This window comes from Sphingopyxis sp. (assembly GCF_050916055.1).
Classification (GTDB): Bacteria; Pseudomonadota; Alphaproteobacteria; order Sphingomonadales; family Sphingomonadaceae; genus Sphingopyxis.
The window spans coordinates 2,203,833-2,223,349 of sequence record NZ_CP051527.1; the positions used below are offsets into that span (position 1 = coordinate 2,203,833).

The following is a 19,517-nucleotide window of genomic DNA, read 5'->3' on the forward strand; positions in this document are numbered from 1 at the left end:
CTCCCCTTCAACGGAGGGACTTGAGAGGAAGTTATATGCTCACCGAGATCAATTTCGACGGGATCATCGGCCCGACGCACAATTATGCGGGGCTGAGCCGCGGCAATATCGCGTCGGCGACCAACGCGGGCGACGCGTCGCAGCCGCGCGCCGCCGCGTTGCAGGGCATCGACAAGATGCGCCACAATCTTGCCGCCGGACTGGCGCAGGGCTTTTTCGTCCCGCTGGCCCGTCCCGACGCGGCGTGGCTGGCCTCGCTGGACACCACCGTGGCCGCCGCCGAGCCGCATTTGCGCGCGCAGGCGTGGTCGGCGTCGTCGATGTGGGCGGCCAATGCCGCGACGGTCTCCCCCGCCCCCGACTGCGGCGACGGCAAATGCCATCTGACCGTCGCCAATCTGGTGACGATGCCGCACCGCAGCCACGAATGGCAGGGGACGCTGGCGCAGCTCCGCCTCGCCTTCGCCGACCCGGCCTTTGCGGTGCACGCCCCCGTCCCCGCCCCGTTCGGCGACGAGGGCGCGGCGAACCATATGCGGCTGTGCGCCGGCCACGACGCGCCCGGGGTCGAAATCTTCGTGTACGGGGTCGGCGGCGGCCGCTTTCCGGCGCGTCAGCATCTCGATGCCTCGAAGGCGATCGCGCGCGCTCACCGGCTCGACCCGGCGCGCACCCTGTTCCTCCGCCAGTCCGACAATGCGATCCAGGGCGGCGCCTTTCACAACGACGTCGTCGCGGTCGCCAACGAGCATGTCCTGTTCACCCACGAAAGCGCGTTCGAGGATCGCGCCGGCGCGCACGCGCAGATCCGCGCCGCCTTCCCCGCGGTCGAGATCGTCGAGGTGCCGGCGAGTGCGGTCAGCCTTCCCGAAGCGATCAAATCCTATCTGTTCAATGCCCAACTCGTGAGCCTGCCCACCGGCGGGATGGGCCTCGTCCTGCCGACCGAGGCGCGCGAGACGGCGGCGGTGTGGCAGTGGCTGGAAGCGCATGTCGCGGGCAACGGCCCGATCCGCCAACTGTTCCCGGTCGACGTCCGCCAGTCGATGGCGAACGGCGGCGGCCCTGCGTGCCTGCGCCTGCGCATCGTCGCCGATCCCGCCACCGTCGATCCGCGTTTCATCGCCGACGACGCGAAGCTCGACCGGATCGCCGAGGTGGTCGCGCGCCATTGGCCCGAATCGATCGCGCCCGGCGACCTGACCTCGGCGGCGCTGGCGACCGAGGTCGGCGCGGCGCGGGCGGCGCTGCTCGACCGGCTCGATCTCGGCACGCTGGCCTGAACGATGCAGGACTGATCGATGCAGATGCGCGAACTGATGGGCACCGCTGCGGTGCCCGGCGGCGAAGAGCTTCGCCTGTACCGGCGCGGCGACGCCTTCACCATCGCGATCGGCGGCAATGATCTGATGAGCAGCCGCATGAGCGGCTCCGAAGAGGCGCTGGCGACCCGCACCATCGAACGGCTGGCCGATCCGGCGTCGGCGCATCTGCTGATCGGCGGCTATGGCATGGGCTTCACCCTGCGCGCTGCGCTTGCCGCGCTGGGTCCGGCGGCGCAGATCACGCTGGCCGAACTTGTCCCTGGCATCATCGACTGGGCGCGCGGGCCGATGGCCGATCTGGCCGCGGGCTGCCTCGACGATCCGCGCGTCGAACTTGTCCTCGGCGACGTCGCGACGACGATCTCGGCCGCGCGCGGACGCTATGACGCGATCCTGCTCGACGTCGACAACGGACCCGACGGATTGACCCATCCCGCCAACGACCGGCTTTATTCGCCCGAGGGTCTGGCCGTCGCGCGCGCCGCGCTGCGCCCGCGCGGCCTGCTCGCGATCTGGTCGGCGGCGCCTGATGCGCGCTTCACGCGACGTCTGGCGGCCGCAGGATTTGCGGTCGAAGAGATCGGGGTGCGCGCCCGCACAAACGGCAAGGGTCCGCGCCACGTCATCTGGTTTGCGCGTCGCAGTTAGCGGCCTTTTGGGCTTTATCGCGCCGCGCGAGCTAACTACGGTCGCCCGATGCACGCTTGCTCCACCGTCCGAACCGCAGGCGCCGTCGCCACGCTGCTGATGCTCACCGCCTGCGCGGGGGGCGACTTCCGGCCGGTCAGCGACAATCCGGTGCGGATCGGACCGCCCTATGCGATCCGCGGCACCAACTATGTCCCCGCCGCCGCCCCCGCCTATGACGCGGTGGGTTACGCCAGCTGGTACGGCAGCGAGTCGGGCAACCGCACCGCCAACGGCGAACAATTCCGCCCCGACTGGCTGACCGCCGCGCACACCACGCTGCCGCTGCCGACCTATGTCGAGGTGACCGCGCTCGACACCGGGCGGCGTATCGTCGTGCGGATCAACGATCGCGGCCCGTTTGCCCGCAACGGGCGGATCATCGACCTGTCGCGCGGCGCTGCGGAAGAATTGGGTATCAAGGCGCAGGGGCATGCCGCGGTGCGGGTGCGCCGCGTCGAACCGTCGGACAAGGATCGCGAGCGGCTGCGCAAGGGCAAGACCGCCGCGTCGCTGGCGCCGGTGCCGGCGCGCGAATTGCAACGGCTGCGCGCACGGCTGGCGGCGCCGCGGCCCTAATCGCGCTGCGGCACACCTAGCCCTTCCCTCGCCTGTCGGATTAACTTACAGTTTACCATCTGCCCGGCGCCGCGAATCCCGCTTTTGCGCCGCTGGCACGGCTCTTGCTGGATACCGGGTAATGCTGAAAAAAATCGGACGACTGTTTGTCATCAAGACCCGCTTCGAGGCCTGCCTGATCATCTATGCGCTCGCGGTCGGCGCCATGGCGCGCGGGCTCGCCTATCTCGACCAATATCCCGGCTTCGGCGGCCAGCTCTTGATGGCGGCGTGCAGCGGCGCGGTGTTCCTGGCGGGCGCGAAGATTTTCGACTGCCTGCGCTATGAACAGGCGGCGCGCGCGAGCGAGCCGGCTGACGCATGAGCAGGATCGGCGGCAACCCGGCCATCCGCAACGAGCATGTCTATGGGCAAAAACTGCGCGTCGCACGCTGGCGCGAAGGCGCGGCCGGCACGCCGTTGCTGTTCCTCAACGGCATCGGCGCCGACATCGCCGCCGCGGCACCACTGCTCGGTCGTCTGCACGGACGCGAAATATGGACCCTAGACATGCCGGGGGTGGGCGGCTCGCCCGACGCGCTGATGCCTTATGGTGCGCCGACGATGGCGGCGATCGTGATGGAGATTGCCGACCGACTCGGCCACAAGGCGATCGACGTCGCGGGATTCAGCTGGGGTGGCGCGCTGGCGCAGCAGATCGCGATTCAGTTTCCCGACCGCGTCCGCCGCCTGGTGCTGATGGCGACGACACCGGTGATGGGCGCACCAGGGATCGGATGGGCCGCCATGTTCGACGACGACATGCAGGCGAGCGGGCTGAAAATCCAGACCGCGACCCCGCTGGGCATCGCGTATCAGACCGCGGCGATGGCGGGATGGACCAGCACGCCGTATCTGCCAAGTCTGAAGACGCTGCCGACGCTGGTGCTGATGGGCGAACGCGATGGCGTCATGCCCGCCTGCTATGGCCAGATGATCGCGAGCCTGATCGACGGCGCGGAACTGGAAGTGGTGCCGGGATCGCACCTGTTCCCCTTCACCCACGCCGCGGCAACCGCGACGCGGATCAGCGCGTTTCTGGACGCGGCACCGGGGGCGAGCCAAGCCGTCGCGTGAGGAAATCGGCGATCGCCGCCGCGGTCGCATCGGGCGCTTCCTCCATTGGCAAATGACCGATTCCATCGAGCAGCACGACCTCCGACCCGGCAATCCGCTCGTGGAAGGTGGTCGCTGCGCTCGCGTTGATCAGCGCGTCTTCCTTGCCGAACAGGATCAGCGTCGGTGCCTTGATCTCGCCGATGCGTGCGGCGATCGCGGGGTTGCGGTCCAGGTGCGAGCGGAGCACCGTGGCCTCGCGGTTGCCGGGAAAGCGCAGCAACTCCCAATAGCGGTCGATCATCGGCTCATCGACGATCGCCTGACGGGCGACCGACCCGCGCAGCGACTGCTCGACGAGCATCCGCGGCGTGATGCGGGTCGCCAGCCAGCGGCCGAGGGGATATTCCAGAAGCCGAAAGCCGACGTTCGATTCGGGTCGCTTTTCGCCGCGGCGTAGCGGCATGCCGGCGGCGTCGATCAGCAACAGCGCGTCGATGCGGTGCGGTTCGGCAAGCGCATAGCGCCACGCAACCCACCCACCCATCGAATTGCCGCCGAGGACAAAATGGTCGAGCCCGAGCTTGGCCGCGACGACATCGACCGCGGCGATCATGCCATCGGCGCCATAATCCCGGTCGGGGGTCGCCCCGGTCAGCCCGTGGCCGGGCAGGTCGAGGGTGACGATGCGGTAATCGGCGCCGAGCCGCTGCACCAGCGGCTCCCACGTGTGCAGGCTGGCGTTCGAGCCATGGAGCAGGACGATCGCGGGGCCGTCGCGCTTGCCCTGATCGCGATAATGGATGCGCTGGCCGGCAGGACCCGCGGCAAAGGCGGCATCGGCGCCGCCATATTTGGCGATCATCGCGGCGCGATCGGTATCGGGGGTGAGCAGCAGGAAAAAGGCGACGGCGAGCGCCAATATGATAGCGAGCGGCACGAGTATCCGCTTGCGTCGCAGCAGCGGTCGCCGCGGCGGCACCGGCTCGAAATCATCCTCGTCGATACGGTCCATCCTGCCCCCCTCAGAGCTTGCCCGATCCTAGCGCGCGGGCGCCGCGGGTCAATCGCCGCCGGTCGTCCGATCCCGATCAGTCGTGAATCCGGCGCCGGAAGGTTTCGGGCAGGAAGATCAGCCCGACGATCAGGGTGAGCAGCGCGACGGTGACCGGGTACCACAGGCCGTAATAGATATTCCCCGTCGCCGCGACCATCGCGAACGCCGTCGTCGGCAGGAAACCGCCGAACCAGCCATTGCCGATATGATAGGGCAGCGACATCGCCGAATAGCGGATGCGACTGGGGAACAGTTCGACGAGCAGCGCGGCGATCGGCCCGTAGACCATCGTCACCAGCAGCGCGAGGTAGAAGAGGATCGCGACGACCAGCGGCTTGTCGATCGCGGCCGGGTCGGCCTTGACCGGATAACCGGCAGCGGCGGTGGCGGCGGCGAGATCGCGGCGGAAGCCTTCCGCCGCAGCGGCGCGGTCGTCTTCGGCGAGCCGCCACGGTTCGGGCGCCACGAGCACGCGGTCGCCGATCCAGACGTCGGCCGCCTCGCCGGTGCGGCGCGGGCGCGTCACGCTGGTGTAGCTGACCCCCGCCTTGGCCAGCGCCGATTTGATGATGTCGCAGCCGGTGCTTTCGAACTTTTCCTTGCCGACCGGATCGAACTGGAAGGCGCAGGCGCCGGGATCGGCGTTGACCGTCACTGCGGCCCCCTGCTGCGCCTGGGCCATCGCCGGGTTCGCCGCCGCGGTGAGCATGTGGAAGGCCGGGAAATAGGTCAGCGCCGCAAGCGCGCAGCCGGCAAGGATGATCGGCTTGCGCCCGATCTTGTCGCTGAGCCAGCCGAACAGGATGAAAAAGGGCGTCGCGAGCGCGAGCGCGATGGCGATCAAAATGTTCGCCGTCGCGCCATCGACCTTCAGCGTCTTTTCGAGAAAGAACAGCGCATAGAATTGCCCGGCGTACCAGACGACCGCCTGCCCCGCGACCGCGCCGAACAGCGCCACGAGCACCCATTTCAGGTTCGCCCAGCGCCCGAAGGCTTCGGTAAGCGGCGCCTTCGACGTCGTGCCTTCGGCCTTCATCTGTTTGAAGACCGGGCTTTCCTCGAGCTGGAGGCGAATCCACAGCGACACGCCGAGCAGCAGGATCGAGATCAGGAAGGGCAGCCGCCAGCCCCAGTCGGCGAACGTCGCCTCGCCGAGCACCGATCGCGTCGCGATGACGACGAGCAGCGCCGCGAACAGCCCCAGCGTCGCGGTGGTCTGGATGAAGCTGGTGAACAGACCGCGCTTCCCCTCGGGCGCGTGCTCCGCCACATAGGTCGCGGCGCCGCCATATTCGCCGCCGAGCGCCAGCCCCTGGAGCAGGCGCAGCACAACGAGCATCACCGGCGCCGCGACGCCGATCGACGCATAGCTGGGCAGGACGCCGACGAGGAAGGTCGAAATCCCCATGATCCCCATGGTGACGAGAAAGGTGTTCTTGCGCCCGACGAGGTCGCCGATGCGGCCGAACACCAGCGCCCCGAACGGACGCACGGCAAAGCCCGCAGCAAAGGCCGCGAGCGCGAAGATGAAGCCGGTGGTTTCGTTGACGCCCGAAAAAAACTGCGCCGAGATGACCGTCGCGAGCAGGCCATAAAGGTAGAAGTCATACCATTCGAACACCGTGCCGAGCGACGAGGCCAGGATGACCTTGCGCTCGCTCTGGCGGGTTTCGATGGGTGTCGCCCCGATCTGATCGGTCATCCTCTTCCCCCGTTCGCCCTGAGCCTGTCGAAGGGCCGTTCTTCTTTAGCGACGCTAAAGGAAAGAGCGGTGCTTCGACAAGCTCAGCACGAGCGGAAGCAAAGAATTGTTTAGCGCGTCAACCGACGCGGGTCACCGCGCCCTTGTGTGCGCCAACGCTCTTGTTGCGCGGGCGGAAGCGGCGCTTGCGCTGGCCTTCGGCGCCCTCGCCGGCTGCACCATCGCGGCGCGGACCGCGCTCGCCTTGCGGCTTGCCGCCATTGCGCCCACGATTGGCATCCTGGCGCTGGCGGTTCGGGTCGCGGCCCTGGCTGCCGGTATCGCGCGGACCCGCGACCGGCTTGGGCAGGTTGCGGACCAACTCGTTGAAATTCTCGGGCAACGGCATCGGTTCGGCCTTGCTCCGCGTCACCCGCTCAATGTCGCGGATATAGGGCCGCTCGTCGGGGGCGATGAAGCTGATCGCGACGCCCTCGGCACCGGCGCGCGCGGTGCGGCCGATGCGGTGGACATATTGTTCGGGCACGTTCGGGATCTCGAAGTTGATCACATGGCTGACGCCCGACACGTCGATGCCGCGCGCCGCAATGTCGGTCGCGACGAGCAGCTTGATGTCGCCCGAACGGAACGCCTGCAGCGCGGCGGTGCGCTGGCCCTGGCTCTTGTTGCCATGAATCGCCATCGCCTTGATTCCGGCGCCAGCCAGATGGCGGACGACGCGGTCGGCGCCATGCTTGGTGCGGGTGAAGATCAGCGCGCGGTCGATATTCTGGGTCGCAACGACCGAATGGAGCAGCGCCTGCTTTTCCTTCTGTTCGACGAAGGTCGAGAACTGGCGGATCTTTTCGACCGTCGTCGCCTGCGGCGTCACCGACACGGTGACCGGGTCTTCGAGGAACTGTTCGGCGAGATGCGCGATTTCCTTCGGCATCGTCGCCGAGAAGAACAGGTTCTGGCGGCGCGACGGCAGCAGCTTGGCGACGCGGCGCAGCGAATGGATGAAGCCCATGTCCATCATCTGGTCGGCTTCGTCGAGGACGAAGATTTCGACGTCGTCGAGGCGCAGCGCGCGCTGGTCGATCAGGTCGAGCAGGCGTCCGGGCGTGGCGACGAGGATATCGACGCCGCCCGACAGGTCGCGGATCTGCTTGTTGATCGGCACGCCGCCGAACACGGTCGAGACGCTGAGCTTGGTAAAGCGGCCGTAGTCGCGGCAGCTCTGCGCAATCTGTGCAGCCAGTTCGCGCGTCGGCGCGAGGACGAGCATCCGGCAACCGCGCGGGGTCGGGCGGTGCGGATAGGTCAGAAGATGGTGGATCGAGGGCAGCGAGAAGCCGGCGGTCTTGCCGGTGCCGGTCTGCGCGATACCGCACAGGTCGCGGCCCTTCATCAGCGGCGGGATCGCCTGAACCTGAATCGGGGTCGGGACGGTATAATCCTTGGCGGCGAGCGCGCGATTGATGTCGGCGTGCAGGCCAAAGTCGTTGAAAGTCGTCATGAAATACTCACTAAGAGCGACGCGCAGGCACATCCGTTCGCATCGAACGGACGGCGCACGGGCCGCGGGTTCGAAACGACCCGCGTGAAAGGGTGCCTCTGGGGACAAAGCGCTGGTCCGGCTCGTCCCGCGCCTGTTTCGGACGGGAAAATCACGCTGCCGGGTGTTGCGGCGGGATATCCCGCCATGCTGCGCTGCACCATCATATGGCACGGGTTGCGCGCTTTTGCAAGATAATTGCGTGGCATTCGTTAACAGGCTCCTCGATCTGCTCGCGCTGAGCCCCTCGACTGCCTTGCAGGCGCTCGGGAGAGCCTTGTCGAAGGGGCGTTCTTTCTTCATCAAGGTCGAAAGCAAAATACACGTCGCCCCCGCGAAGGCGGGGGCCGCCGGCATCCTGACGAAACGTCGCCTGATGCCGACAACGGCCCCCGCCTTCGCGGGGGCGACGTGTCAAACAAAAGCGGGGGATATATGGCCGAGAAGATCATCGTCATCGACGAGGGGACGACGTCTACTCGGACGATGCTTTTCGACGCCGACGGTGCGCCCCTGGGGAGCGCGCAGCGCGAGCTCAAGCAATATTATCCCGGCCCCGGCCTGGTCGAGCATGACGCCGCCGAAATCTGGGAGGCCACCCTCGCCTGCACCCGCGCGATGATCGCCAAAGCCGGCGGCGCCGACCGCATTGCCGCGATCGGGATTACGAACCAGCGCGAGACGGTGGTGTTCTGGGACCGCACCACCGGAGAGCCGCTCGCCCCCGCGATCGTGTGGCAGGACCGCCGCACCGCCGCCGATTGTGCAGCGCTGAAGGATGCGGGGCACGAGGCGGCGGTGCAGGCGACGACCGGGCTGCTGCTCGACCCCTATTTTTCGGGCAGCAAGATCGGCTGGGCGCTGAAGCATTGGCAGCAATTGCGCGCGGCGGGCGACCGGCTCGCGGTCGGGACGATCGAATCCTATCTGATCTATCGCCTGACCGGCAGCGTCCATGTCAGCGATGCGACCAATGCGTCGCGGACCCTGTTGATGGACATCAATGGTGCGGGCGGCTGGGACGCGGGGCTGTGCGACCTGCTGGGGGTGCCGATGGCGTTGCTGCCCGAAATCACCGGATGCACCACCACGGTCGGCACCACCGATGCCGACCTGTTCGGCGGCGAAATCCCGATTTGCGGCATGGCGGGCGACCAGCAGGCGGCGACGATCGGGCAGGCGTGCCTGGCGCCGGGGCAGACCAAGGCGACCTTCGGCACCGGCGCCTTCATCCTGTCGGCGAGCGGCACCGAGCGTCCGTTATCGACGAACCGCCTGCTCGCGACGGTGCTGGTGCAGGAGGGCGATGTCCGCTCCTATGCGCTGGAGGGATCGGTGTTCGTCGCGGGCAGCCTGATCAAATGGCTGCGCGACGGGCTCGGCCTGATCGCCAATGCCGGCGAGAGCGAGGGGCTGGCGCGGTCGGTCGCCGACAATGGCGGCGTCTATCTGGTCCCCGCGCTCGCCGGGCTCGGCGCGCCGCACTGGCGGCCCGATGCGCTTGCAGCATTATCGGGCCTGAGTTTTGCCAGCAGCCGGGCGCATGTCGCGCGCGCGGCCTTGGAAGCGCAGGCCTATCAGGCGCACGACCTCAAATCCGCCTTCGCCGCCGACGGCGTCGACTGGGCGGACCTGCGCATCGACGGCGGCATGGCCGCGAACGACTGGATGGCGCAGGATCTGGCCGACATGCTAAACCTGACCGTCGAGCGCCCCGATTTCGTCGAGAGCACCGCGCTCGGCGCCGCGATGCTCGCCGCGACCGGGGCGGGGCTGTATCCCGACCTCGCGGCAGCGGCGAAGGCGATGCGCGGCACCACGACGCGTTTCACGCCCGCGCTCGACGCCGAAAAACGCAAAACACGCCTTGCCGGGTGGCAAAGCGCGCTCGCGAAGGTTTTGGCAACTTAAGCCCCTCCTCTTTAGAGGAGGGGTTTGGGGTGGTGTAGCGGCCTTGCGCAATGTCGCAGGCCACCACCCCGCTGCGACTAGCGAACAAGTTCGCAAGTCTCGCTGCCCCTCCTCTGAAGAGGAGGGGTTGGTCTTTTGCTCAACGCTTGAGGGTAAGCCCGCCGAAGCGCTTGTTGAACTTCGCCACCTGGCCGCCGGCGTCGAGCATACGGCCCTGGCCGCCGGTCCATGCCGGGTGCGCCGTCGGGTCGATTTCGAGCGTCATCGTGTCGCCCTCTTTGCCCCAGGTCGAGCGCGTCTGATATTCGGTGCCATCGGTCATCTTGACCGTGATCATGTGGTAGGCGGGGTGAATGTCTTTTTTCATGTCGGGCTCCTGTGCCGCTGGTTACCGACCAGCTAGCTGTGAGTCTGTGCGTCCGGGGACGCGAAGTGGCGGCCTGTAGTGGGCTGGCTAGAAAAATGCAACTCCCCTGCTTCGTCACCCCGGACTTGATCCGGGGTCCACGACTTCGACGCCGCAGTGGATCCCGGATCAAGTCCGGGATGACGAGGCGGAGACGGGTCGCTTAGTCGCTCGGCGGATCGGCGATCATCGCGGTGAACTGGCATTCGGTCGCCAGCTGCCCGTCCAGCAGCGCCTTGCCTGCGAACTTGCAGATGTTGCGCTTCGCCTGGAGGATGGTGACGTGGAGGTCGAGCAGGCAGCCGGGTTCGACCGGCTTGCGGAACTTCACCCCGTCGATCCCCATGAAATAGACGAGCTTGCCGGTGCCGGCGAGGCCGAGCGATTCGATCGCCAGCACCCCGCCTGCCTGCGCCAGCGCCTCGACGATGAGGACACCGGGCATGATCGGCCGGCCGGGGAAATGGCCCTGGAAAAAGGGCTCGTTCATCGTCACCGCCTTGACCGCGTGGATCGAGGTGTCGGGCACCATCGATACCACCCGGTCGACGAGCAGCATCGGATAACGATGCGGCAACAGGCTGAGGATGCGGCGGACGTCCGCCGCACCCATCGCCGTTGCCGTCGCGTCTCCGTCGGCCATCGCGTTTAGCGCGTCGTCGGCGGGGTGCCGGCGGGCGCCGCGGGCGCGGCAGCCGTGCCGCGCGCCGCGTCCATCAGCTGCTGGTTGCGCTGCTGGACCAGCTGGCCCGGCTGGTAACCCGCCGGAACCGCGGTCGACACGGTCGGCAGCAGGCGGTTCAGTTCGGTGGTCACCGCCTCGGTGATGTCGGCGTTGTTTTCGCGCGCCACCACGGCATCGGGATTGAGCAGCAGGTCGACCTTGCGCGCGGTCATCGCGGCCTTGACCGCTTCGTTCATGCGGACGCTGATCTGGTCCTCGACATAGGCGATCGCGAGGTCGACCGGCGCGCCGATGCGGCCGAGTTCGGCCTGCGCCGCCTGACGCTTGTCCTGCACCGCCTTGCCGGCGGCCTGAACCGCGGCCGCATTCTGCGGGGTCTTGCGCGCTTCTTCGTTATATTTGGCGATCAGCACGTTGATTTCCGCCTGCAGCGTCTGGCCGCGCGACGTCTGCTGGTCGATCTGCGCCTTGTAGGTCGTTTCGATCTGCTGCGACGCGGTGGTGAAGGCGTTCGAGCGCGCCGCGGCGACGCGGACGTCGGCGACCGCAATGGCGCGTGCCTGCGCGAGGGCGGGGGCGGACAGGATCGGCGAGGCCGACAGGGCGGCAACGGCAAGCGCCGAAGCGACAAGGATTTTCTTCATCAGAATTGGGTTCCTACGTTGAATGAAAAGCGTTTTGTATCATCGCCCTCTTCTTTGCGAAGGGCGTAAGCGAAATCGATCCGGAAGGGACCGAAAGGCGAGTTCCAGTTGACCCCGGCGCCGATCGAGACGCGCGGCATCCAGGTGTCGCCGAAGAAGCGTTCTTCGAACGGCGACAGCTGCGAGAAATTCTCCGGGCACGCGGTGTATTGGTTGCCGATCGGCTGGCCGTCATCACCCACCGGGCGGGTCGCGAACTGCACCGTACCCTGCGCCGCGTTGCGGCAGAGCGACTTGGTGAGCCCGTCGGCGGGGTCGCGGAAGTCGGCAAGCGTGGTCAGCGTCGGGCGCTTCACCCCGAACACCGAACCGACGTCGAGGAAGACCGAAGGCCGCAGCCCCAGTTCCTTGGCGCCCGAGCCGAGCGGAATATCGATCTCGAGCCGGCCCTGATAATAAGCGCGCCCGCCGAGCGCATCGTCGATCTGGGCATCGGCGCTGGTGTCGAGCACCGGGTTGGCGGGATCGGTCAGATCGACGACGCCATAGCGCACGACACGCGGACCGACGCCGCGAATGTCGAAGCCGCGCATCTGCGGTTCGCCGAGGAAGAAGCGGTCGGTCAGGCGGACCTTGTCGCTGGTCGGGGTCGGCGCGCCGCCGAGCGGATAGATATACCCGCCCTCGGCCGAGATGTTGAGGATGAAGCGGCTGCCGAGATTGAAATGCTTGCTGCCCGACAGGCGGGTGCGGACATATTTGACGCTGCCGCCGAGGCCGGCGAAATCCTGGTTGAGCGACAGCGACTGGCCGCGGGTCGGACGGATGCGGTTGTCGCGGTCGTCATAGGCGATGGTGTAGCCGACGAGCGACGTCGTGCGCTTGCCGATCGCGTCGCACAGGTAGCGGCCGGCGACCAGCGGATCGCACTCGTCGCCGAAATAATAGAGATTCCGGTCGAGCGTCACATCGTCGTAATTGAGGCTGTAGCGCCCGAACGCCGAGAGATATTCGGTCAGCGGCACCCCGACATTGACCTGGAAGCCCGTCGTTACCTGCTGGAAAGTCGTGCGGCGGTCGTTGTTGATGAAGTTGAACGAATTGAGGTCGCGGCGATAGACGCTGCCGCCGATCGAGATGTTGCGATCGAACAGATAGGGTTCGGTGAAGCCCAGTTCGACCGATTTCGAATAGCTCGAATAGTTGACCGACGCCTGCAGCTGCTGGCCGAGGCCGCGGAAGTTGCGCTGGCGGATCGAGCCCTGGAGCAGGAAATTTTCGATCGACGAGAAACCGGCCGACAGCGACAGTTCGCCGGTCGGCTTTTCTTCGACGTTGGTCTCGAGGATGATGCGGTCGGGGGCGCTGCCCTCCTTGCGCTCGATCTCGAGATTTTCCTGGAAGTAACCGAGGCTGTTGATGCGGTTTTCGGTGCGCTTGATCCCGAAGCTGTTGAACGCGTCGCCTTCGTTGAGGCGGAATTCGCGCCGCACCACCTTGTCGTGGGTCAGCGTGTTGCCGTTGACGTCGATGCGCTCCACGTACGTACGCGGGCTTTCGGCGACGTTGAAGGTGATCGCCATCGTCCGGTTTTCGGCGTCGCGGCGGAACTCGGGGTTGATGTCGGCAAAGGCGTAGCCGAACAGGCCCGCCGTCTCGCTCAGGCTCTCGACCGTATCTTCGACCAGCTTGGCGTCGTACCAGTCGCCGGTCTTCATCGGCAGCAGCCGCTTCAGCGTTTCGGGGCGGAAGTCGCGCAGCTCGCTCTCGACCTCGATATCGCTGAACTTGTAGCGTTCGCCTTCCTCGATCACATAGGTGATGATGAAGTCCTGCTTGTTGCTGGTCAGCTCGGCAACCGCGGAAATGACGCGGAAATCGGCATAGCCGTTCTGCAGGTAGAACAGGCGCAGCTTCTGCTGGTCGTAGGCCAGGCGATCGGGGTCGTAGCTGGTGTTTGACGACAGGATGGTCAACAGACCCGATTCCTTGGTCGCCATCTCGTCCTTCAGGTCGCCATCGCTGAATTTCTCGTTGCCCAGGATGCTGATCTGGCGAACCTTCGATTTCGGCCCTTCGTTGATTTCGAACACCACGTCGACGCGGTTCTGGTCGAGCTGGACCATCTTCGGTTCGACGGTCGCGGCGAAGCGGCCCTGGCGCTTGTACAGCTCGATGATGCGCGCGACGTCGGCGCGGACTTTCGAACGGGTGAAGATCTGACGCGGCGACAGCTTGATCTCGGGACGGATCTTGTCTTCCTTCAGGCGCTTGTTGCCTTCCAGAATGACGCGGTTGATCACCGGGTTCTCGACCACCTGAATGGTCAGCGCGCCATTGTTGTCGGTGATCTGGTAGTCGCTGAACAGCTCGGTCGCGGCGAGATCCTTCAACGCCTGATCGAGCACGGCGCGATCATAGGGCTGGCCGACGCGCAGCCGCAGATACGACAGGATCGTCTGCGCTTCGAGGCGCTGGTTGCCGGTGATCGTGATCGACTGCACCGTCGTGGCCGACGGTGCGGCCTCGGGCGCCGGCGCAGGGACCATCGGCGGCGCGACCTGCTGCGCCATCAGCGTCGCGGGACAAGCCAGCATCGTGCCCGCCATGAGGAGCGCCGACAGCTGCATCCTGCCCAAGATTTTGTGTGAAGCCACGCTGTTCATCCCGCAAAAAATACTCAAAAGCGCCGAGCCCCGATCCACCGGGTCTCGCGCGCACTCCCTGCCCCAGTCCGGCTATCCAATCAAGCGCGCGATCCCGTCCCACGCCCCGATTGAGCCCAAATCGTTGAAAGTCACGACCAGCATCAGCGTGACAATCGCCGCAAAGCCGAATCGGAACGCCCATTCCTGTGCCTGCGGCGGCGCCGGGCGGCGCCGGATCGCCTCATAGGCATAGAAAAGCAGGTGTCCGCCATCGAGCATGGGCAATGGCAACAGGTTTATGAACCCCAGATTGATGGAGATGAAGGCCGCGAAGATGATCAGCGTCTCTATGCCCATCGTCGCCGCCTCGCCCGACGTCTTGGCGATCTTCACCGGGCCGCCCATATCCTTGATCGATCGTTCGCCCATCACGAACTGGCGCAGGATCGCGGCGGTCATTCGCACGATGCCGGCGGTCTGCTCGACGCCGTGGCCGACTGCGGCGATCGGTCCGACTTGGGTATAGGTCGGGGCGCCCGAGCGCACCCCGAGCAGAGCGCGTTCGGATGTGTTGCCGAAGGCGTCGGTTTCGGAAATCATCTCGGGCGTAATGGTCACGGCAAAGCGCCGGCCCGCACGCTCGACGACGACCGGCGCGGGCTTGCCGAGGTCGAAGGCGATCGCCATCTTGATATCGTCGAAGCGCTCGATCTGGCGGCCGCCGATCGACACGATCCGGTCGCCCGCCACCAGTCCCGCCGCGGCGGCCGGGCGGCCGGGTTCGACGGCGCCGACGACGGCGGGGGTTTCGGATTTGCCGTAAACCATCGCAAAGGCGGCGAAGATCAGGATCGCGAACAGGAAATTGGTCACCGGCCCGGCGACGACGATCAGCGCGCGCTTCCACACCGACTGGGCCGGGAAGGTGTGCGAGCGTTCGCTGGCGGGCAATTGCTGCCACTCCGCATCGGGCTGGCTCACCGCGTCGCGATCGCCGGCAAACTGGACATAGCCGCCGAGCGGCAACCAGCCGAGCTTCCATTCGGTGCCGCGCTTGTCGGTCCAGCCGACGACCTTGCGCCCGAAGCCGATCGAAAAGGCGTCGGCCTTCACCCCGCACCAGCGGCCGACGATGTAATGGCCATATTCATGGACGAACACGAGCGGGCCGAGCACCGCGAGAAATGCGAGCGGATAAAGCCACAGAGGAATGTCAGGCAGGTTCATATCGGTCCACAACATGCTGAGCAGCCGCACGCGATGCGGCATCGACGCTGAATATGTCCTGAAGCGACGACGGCGCCACGGGTTCCGCAGCGTCGATCACCTGGCGCACCGTATCGACGATCGCGGGGAAGGATATGCGTCCGGCCAGGAAGGCGGCGACGGCGACTTCGTTCGCGGCGTTGAGCTGCGCCGGGCGCGCGCCACCCGCCGCGATCGCGGCGCGGCAGAGCGCGGTGGCAGGAAAGCGCTCCTCGTCGGGTGCCTCGAAATCGAGCCGCGCGATGCCGGCCAGGTCGAGCGGCGCGCACGGCGTCGCCATCCGCTGCGGCCAGGCGAGCGCCGAGGCGATGGGGATCCGCATGTCGGGCGAGCCGAGCTGCGCCAGCGTCGAGCAGTCGATATATTCGACGAGGCTGTGGATCACCGATTGCGGGTGGACGAGGATCTCGATGCGGTCGAGCCCGACCGGGAAGAGGTGATGCGCCTCGATCAGTTCGAGGCCCTTGTTCATCATCGTCGCCGAATCGACGCTGATCTTCGCGCCCATCGACCAGTTTGGATGCGCGACGGCCTGCGCCGGGGTGACAATCGCCATGTCGGCGGCGCTCATGGTGCGGAACGGGCCGCCGCTCGCGGTCAGGATGATGCGGCGCACCTGATCGATGCGGCCGCCGGCGAGGCACTGGAAAATCGCATTATGCTCGCTGTCGACCGGCAGGATCGTCGCGCCCGAGCGCGCCGCCGCGGCGGTCATCAGCGCGCCCGCCGACACCAGCGCCTCCTTGTTGGCGAGCGCGACGTCGTGTCCCGCTTCGATCGCAGCCATCGTCGGGGCGAGCCCCGCGGTGCCGACGATCGCGGCCATCACCAGGTCGGTCGGCCGCTCCGCCGCCTCGACCAGCGCGGCGGCGCCGGCGGCGGCTTCGATGCCGGTCCCGGCGAGCGCGTCGGCCAGTTCGCCATAGCGCGCCGCATCGGCGATCACCGCCACGGCGGGCCGAAATTCCTTCGCCAGCTTCGCCAGTTCGGCGACATCGCTGTTGGCGCTCAGCACTTCGATCGCCCATGCCGTGCCGTCGCGGCGCACCAGGTCGAGGGTCGATTGCCCGACCGATCCCGTCGCACCGAACAGCGAAAGGCGGCGCGTCATCTCAGCCCGCCGCCCGCACCGCGAGCTGCCCCGTCGCGGCGAGCGCGCCGAGGAACAGCGCCACCGGCAACATCCCGTCGACGCGGTCGAACAGCCCGCCATGGCCGGGGATCAGTTTGCCCGAATCCTTCACCCCCGCGCGGCGTTTCATCCAGCTTTGCGCGAGGTCGCCCAATTGCGCCGCGAGCCCCATGAACAGACCGATCCACAGCGGCACCCCGACGATACCGGCGCGGTCGCCGATCGTCGCGCTGGCGATCAGCGCGGCGATCATTCCGCCGAACAGCCCCGACCAGGTTTTCGACGGGCTGATCCGGGGCGCAAGCCGCGCCCCGCCAAAGGCGCGCCCGGCGAAATAGGCACCGATGTCGGTCGCCCACACCATGCCGAACACCCAGAGCGCGGCGGTCATGCCGAGCTGGTCGCGGATCAGCCACAGCCCCGCCATCGCGCCCAGGACAAGGACCGGGCCGAGCGCCGACAGCGCCGCCTTGGCGCCGCCACTCAGCGTCATCGCGCGCACCAGCGCCAGCCATTCGACGAGGCAGAGCGCGCCGCCGACCAGCAGCAGCAGGCCGAAAGCGATGCCGCCGAACCACAGCGCGGTGCCGGCAATCGCGAACAGGACGATCGCCGACCCCAGCCGCACCCAAAGGTCCGTTTTGCCCGCTGCCGCCATGCCCTAAAGTCCCCCGTAACGGCGATCGCGCCGTGCAAAATGATCGAGCGCCGCCTTGAGGTCGGCGGGCTTGAAATCCGGCCACAATATGTCGGTAAAATACAGCTCGGCATAGGCCGACTGCCACAGCAGGAAATTCGACAGCCGCACCTCGCCCGAGGTGCGGATGAGCAGGTCGAGCGGCGGCATGTCGGCGGTGTCGAGATGCGCCTCGATCGCCGCCTCGGTAACCGGGCCCGCCGCCGCGGCTGCTGCTGCGGCGCGCACCAGTTCGTCCTGCGCGCCATAGTTGAGCGCGACCGCCAGCGTCGTGCGCTTGTTCCCCGCGGTGCGCTCGAGCGCATTCTCGATCAGCGCGACGACGTCGGGGGCGAGCGCGCGCCAATTGCCGATCACTTTCAGCTTCACATCGTTGGCGGCGAATTCGTCGAGGTCGGAGACGATGAAACGCTTCATCAGCCCCATCAGGTCGCTGACCTCGTCGTCGGGCCGCTTCCAGTTTTCGGAGCTGAAGGCATAGAGCGTCATCGCCTCCAGCCCCAAGTCGCCCGCGGCGCGAACGATGGTGCGCACCGCCTCGACCCCCGCCTTGTGACCGGCGACGCGCGGCAGCAGGCGCTTCTTCGCCCAGCGGCCGTTGCCGTCCATGATGATGGCGACATGGCGCGCGCCGTGATGCTGTGTCGTCACGAAAAGACCTCAGAACCCGTTCGTGTCGAGCGAAGGCGAGACACGTGACGTCGCGCGCGAACTCGGCGTGTCTCGACTTCGCTCGACACGAACGGATGAGAGGTAAGCGCCGGAAAGCACTAGCCCAGGATTTCCTTTTCCTTCGCGGTCGCGGCGGCGTCGAGTTCGGCGATCGTCGCGTCGGTCAGCTTTTGCACCTCGGTTTCGTGGCGCTTGCGCTCGTCCTCGCTGATTTCCTTCTTGTTCTCGTCGGCCTTGAGATTGTCCATGCCGTCGCGGCGGACGTTGCGCACCGCGATGCGCGCCTTTTCGGCATATTGGCCGGCGAGCTTCGACAATTCCTTGCGGCGCTCCTGCGTCATTTCGGGGATCGGCAGGCGCAGCATCTGGCCGTCGACGATCGGGTTGAGCCCGAGACCGGCCGAACGGATCGCCTTGTCGACCGGGCCGACGTTCGATTTGTCCCACACCTGGACGCTCAGCATCCGCGGTTCGGGCGCGCTGACCGAGGCGACCTGGTTCAGCGGCATCTGCGCGCCATACACCTCGACCGTCACCGGATCGAGCAGCGCGGTGTGGGCGCGGCCGGTGCGCAGGCCCGACAGGTCGCTCTTCAGCGCTTCGACCGCGCCGTGCATGCGGCGCTCCAGGTCGGCCTTGTCATATTTCGCCATCATATTTTCCTCTCTTATGCTTGGGGCGTTCAGGCGCGTCCGGCGGCGTCGCTGACGACGGTCGAGACACCCTCGCCCGCCAGCACCCGCGCCAGATTGCCCGCCTCGCGAATATTGAACACCACGATCGGGATATGGTTGTCGCGGCACAGCGCCACCGCGCTCGCATCCATCACCTTCAGATTGTCGGCGAGGACGCGGTCGTATCCGAGCGTCTCGTACCGCACCGCGCTCGGGTCCTGCTTCGGATCGGCGTTATAGACGCCGTCGACGCTGGTGCCTTTCAGCAGCGCGTCGCACTTCATTTCGGCGGCGCGCAGCGCTGCGCCGCTGTCGGTGGTGAAATAGGGGGCGCCGACGCCGGCGGCAAAGATCACGACGCGCCCTTTTTCGAGGTGGCGTTCGGCGCGGCGGCGGATCACCGGTTCGCACACCTTGTCCATTTCGATCGCCGACTGGACGCGCGTCTGGACGCCGAGCTGTTCGAGCGCGTTCTGCATCGCGAGCGCGTTCATCACGGTGGCGAGCATACCCATATAGTCGGCCTGGGCGCGGTCCATGCCCTTGGCGGCGCCCGCCATGCCGCGAAAGATGTTGCCGCCGCCGATGACGAGGCAGATTTCGAGGCCGCGGTCTTTCGCTTCCTTGACCTCGGCGGCCATGCTGGCGACGGTTTCGGGGTCGATGCCGAAGGGGGTCGATCCCATCAGCGCCTCGCCCGACAGTTTCAGCAAGATGCGTTTCATGCCGGGCAGTGCCATGACGGGGGAACCTCTTTCAACCACTCGATAAGCGAATGGCGCGCACCCTAGTCAGAGTGC

General features: G+C 66.8%; 19 protein-coding genes. 6 read left to right on the forward strand and 13 right to left on the reverse strand.

The annotated features are described in order from the left end of the window. Positions 1–35 precede the first annotated feature (35 nt). The 5 genes from HEQ22_RS10705 to HEQ22_RS10725 all read left to right on the forward strand — a co-directional run bounded on the left by HEQ22_RS10705 (position 36) and on the right by HEQ22_RS10725 (position 3,707). Positions 36–1,283 carry an N-succinylarginine dihydrolase gene (locus HEQ22_RS10705; protein ID WP_432767883.1) on the forward strand — a complete coding sequence of 416 codons (1,248 nt, stop codon included), beginning with the start codon at positions 36–38 and terminating at the stop codon, positions 1,281–1,283. Positions 1,284–1,301: 18 nt separating this feature from the next. Next, a complete protein-coding gene (locus HEQ22_RS10710; protein WP_432767884.1) occupies positions 1,302–1,973 on the forward strand; it encodes an MnmC family methyltransferase in 672 nt (223 codons plus the stop codon). A gap of 48 nt (positions 1,974–2,021) precedes the next feature. Further along, positions 2,022–2,591 carry a septal ring lytic transglycosylase RlpA family protein gene (locus HEQ22_RS10715; RefSeq protein WP_432767885.1) on the forward strand — a complete coding sequence of 190 codons (570 nt, stop codon included), beginning with the start codon at positions 2,022–2,024 and terminating at the stop codon, positions 2,589–2,591. 121 nt (positions 2,592–2,712) lie between these two features. Continuing rightward, positions 2,713–2,955: a hypothetical protein gene (locus HEQ22_RS10720; RefSeq protein WP_432767886.1), complete on the forward strand. Its 243-nt coding sequence runs from the start codon at positions 2,713–2,715 to the stop codon at positions 2,953–2,955. Next, positions 2,952–3,707, forward strand: a complete 756-nt coding sequence (locus tag HEQ22_RS10725; RefSeq protein WP_432767887.1) for an alpha/beta fold hydrolase — start codon at positions 2,952–2,954, stop codon at positions 3,705–3,707. Before HEQ22_RS10720 ends, HEQ22_RS10725 begins: the two co-directional genes overlap by 4 nt. On the opposite strand, the gene HEQ22_RS10730 is transcribed toward HEQ22_RS10725, so the two are convergent. The 3 genes from HEQ22_RS10730 to HEQ22_RS10740 all read right to left on the reverse strand — a co-directional run bounded on the left by HEQ22_RS10730 (position 3,658) and on the right by HEQ22_RS10740 (position 7,943). Next, positions 3,658–4,701: an alpha/beta fold hydrolase gene (locus HEQ22_RS10730; protein WP_432767888.1), complete on the reverse strand. Its 1,044-nt coding sequence runs from the start codon at positions 4,699–4,701 to the stop codon at positions 3,658–3,660. The genes HEQ22_RS10725 and HEQ22_RS10730 overlap by 50 nt on opposite strands. Before the next feature lie 76 nt (positions 4,702–4,777). Next, entirely contained in the window at positions 4,778–6,445 is a 1,668-nt protein-coding gene (locus tag HEQ22_RS10735; RefSeq protein WP_432767889.1) for an MFS transporter, read from the reverse strand. Positions 6,446–6,563: 118 nt separating this feature from the next. Then, positions 6,564–7,943, reverse strand: coding sequence for a DEAD/DEAH box helicase (locus HEQ22_RS10740; protein WP_432767890.1), 1,380 nt, complete (start codon positions 7,941–7,943; stop codon positions 6,564–6,566). 474 nt (positions 7,944–8,417) lie between these two features. Between HEQ22_RS10740 and HEQ22_RS10745 the strand changes: the two genes are divergently transcribed. Further along, positions 8,418–9,893, forward strand: a complete 1,476-nt coding sequence (locus tag HEQ22_RS10745) for a glycerol kinase (protein ID WP_432767891.1) — start codon at positions 8,418–8,420, stop codon at positions 9,891–9,893. A 139-nt stretch (positions 9,894–10,032) separates the two neighbouring features. On the opposite strand, the gene rpmE is transcribed toward HEQ22_RS10745, so the two are convergent. From rpmE to pyrH, 10 genes are all read right to left on the reverse strand, one after another. Next, a complete protein-coding gene (gene rpmE, locus HEQ22_RS10750; protein ID WP_422060238.1) occupies positions 10,033–10,260 on the reverse strand; it encodes a 50S ribosomal protein L31 in 228 nt (75 codons plus the stop codon). Positions 10,261–10,462: 202 nt separating this feature from the next. Continuing rightward, positions 10,463–10,942, reverse strand: coding sequence for a 3-hydroxyacyl-ACP dehydratase FabZ (gene fabZ, locus HEQ22_RS10755; protein ID WP_432767892.1), 480 nt, complete (start codon positions 10,940–10,942; stop codon positions 10,463–10,465). A 5-nt stretch (positions 10,943–10,947) separates the two neighbouring features. Next, positions 10,948–11,628 carry an OmpH family outer membrane protein gene (locus tag HEQ22_RS10760; RefSeq protein WP_432767893.1) on the reverse strand — a complete coding sequence of 227 codons (681 nt, stop codon included), beginning with the start codon at positions 11,626–11,628 and terminating at the stop codon, positions 10,948–10,950. Continuing rightward, the gene (gene bamA, locus HEQ22_RS10765) at positions 11,628–14,294 is read right to left on the reverse strand and encodes an outer membrane protein assembly factor BamA (protein ID WP_432767894.1); all 2,667 of its coding nucleotides are present in this window, start codon (positions 14,292–14,294) and stop codon (positions 11,628–11,630) included. The genes HEQ22_RS10760 and bamA overlap by 1 nt, the downstream gene beginning before the upstream one ends. Before the next feature lie 72 nt (positions 14,295–14,366). Continuing rightward, positions 14,367–15,518, reverse strand: a complete 1,152-nt coding sequence (gene rseP, locus HEQ22_RS10770; protein ID WP_432767895.1) for an RIP metalloprotease RseP — start codon at positions 15,516–15,518, stop codon at positions 14,367–14,369. Further along, on the reverse strand, positions 15,490–16,653 hold the full coding sequence (locus tag HEQ22_RS10775; RefSeq protein ID WP_432767896.1) for a 1-deoxy-D-xylulose-5-phosphate reductoisomerase: 1,164 nt from the start codon (positions 16,651–16,653) through the stop codon (positions 15,490–15,492). The genes rseP and HEQ22_RS10775 overlap by 29 nt, the downstream gene beginning before the upstream one ends. A gap of 1 nt (position 16,654) precedes the next feature. After that, a complete protein-coding gene (locus tag HEQ22_RS10780; protein WP_432767897.1) occupies positions 16,655–17,332 on the reverse strand; it encodes a phosphatidate cytidylyltransferase in 678 nt (225 codons plus the stop codon). Positions 17,333–17,335: 3 nt separating this feature from the next. Continuing rightward, a complete protein-coding gene (gene uppS / locus HEQ22_RS10785) occupies positions 17,336–17,980 on the reverse strand; it encodes a polyprenyl diphosphate synthase (protein WP_432770859.1) in 645 nt (214 codons plus the stop codon). 161 nt (positions 17,981–18,141) lie between these two features. Continuing rightward, on the reverse strand, positions 18,142–18,696 hold the full coding sequence (frr, locus tag HEQ22_RS10790; RefSeq protein ID WP_432770860.1) for a ribosome recycling factor: 555 nt from the start codon (positions 18,694–18,696) through the stop codon (positions 18,142–18,144). A gap of 29 nt (positions 18,697–18,725) precedes the next feature. Further along, positions 18,726–19,457: a UMP kinase gene (gene pyrH / locus HEQ22_RS10795; RefSeq protein ID WP_432767898.1), complete on the reverse strand. Its 732-nt coding sequence runs from the start codon at positions 19,455–19,457 to the stop codon at positions 18,726–18,728. Positions 19,458–19,517: the final 60 nt, after the last annotated feature.

Coding starts and splice junctions, on each gene's coding strand:
- fabZ (WP_432767892.1), bottom strand. CDS start 10,942: ATGGCCGACGGAGACGCGACGGCAACGGCGATGGGTGCGGCGGACGTC.
- HEQ22_RS10710 (WP_432767884.1), top strand. CDS start 1,302: ATGCAGATGCGCGAACTGATGGGCACCGCTGCGGTGCCCGGCGGCGAA.
- HEQ22_RS10725 (WP_432767887.1), top strand. CDS start 2,952: ATGAGCAGGATCGGCGGCAACCCGGCCATCCGCAACGAGCATGTCTAT.
- HEQ22_RS10745 (WP_432767891.1), top strand. CDS start 8,418: ATGGCCGAGAAGATCATCGTCATCGACGAGGGGACGACGTCTACTCGG.
- rseP (WP_432767895.1), bottom strand. CDS start 15,518: ATGTTGTGGACCGATATGAACCTGCCTGACATTCCTCTGTGGCTTTAT.
- HEQ22_RS10735 (WP_432767889.1), bottom strand. CDS start 6,445: ATGACCGATCAGATCGGGGCGACACCCATCGAAACCCGCCAGAGCGAG.
- HEQ22_RS10760 (WP_432767893.1), bottom strand. CDS start 11,628: ATGAAGAAAATCCTTGTCGCTTCGGCGCTTGCCGTTGCCGCCCTGTCG.
- HEQ22_RS10720 (WP_432767886.1), top strand. CDS start 2,713: ATGCTGAAAAAAATCGGACGACTGTTTGTCATCAAGACCCGCTTCGAG.
- HEQ22_RS10730 (WP_432767888.1), bottom strand. CDS start 4,701: ATGGACCGTATCGACGAGGATGATTTCGAGCCGGTGCCGCCGCGGCGA.
- rpmE (WP_422060238.1), bottom strand. CDS start 10,260: ATGAAAAAAGACATTCACCCCGCCTACCACATGATCACGGTCAAGATG.
- HEQ22_RS10705 (WP_432767883.1), top strand. CDS start 36: ATGCTCACCGAGATCAATTTCGACGGGATCATCGGCCCGACGCACAAT.
- frr (WP_432770860.1), bottom strand. CDS start 18,696: ATGGCGAAATATGACAAGGCCGACCTGGAGCGCCGCATGCACGGCGCG.
- bamA (WP_432767894.1), bottom strand. CDS start 14,294: ATGAACAGCGTGGCTTCACACAAAATCTTGGGCAGGATGCAGCTGTCG.
- HEQ22_RS10715 (WP_432767885.1), top strand. CDS start 2,022: ATGCACGCTTGCTCCACCGTCCGAACCGCAGGCGCCGTCGCCACGCTG.
- HEQ22_RS10775 (WP_432767896.1), bottom strand. CDS start 16,653: ATGACGCGCCGCCTTTCGCTGTTCGGTGCGACGGGATCGGTCGGGCAA.
- pyrH (WP_432767898.1), bottom strand. CDS start 19,457: ATGGCACTGCCCGGCATGAAACGCATCTTGCTGAAACTGTCGGGCGAG.
- uppS (WP_432770859.1), bottom strand. CDS start 17,980: ATGGACGGCAACGGCCGCTGGGCGAAGAAGCGCCTGCTGCCGCGCGTC.
- HEQ22_RS10740 (WP_432767890.1), bottom strand. CDS start 7,943: ATGACGACTTTCAACGACTTTGGCCTGCACGCCGACATCAATCGCGCG.
- HEQ22_RS10780 (WP_432767897.1), bottom strand. CDS start 17,332: ATGGCGGCAGCGGGCAAAACGGACCTTTGGGTGCGGCTGGGGTCGGCG.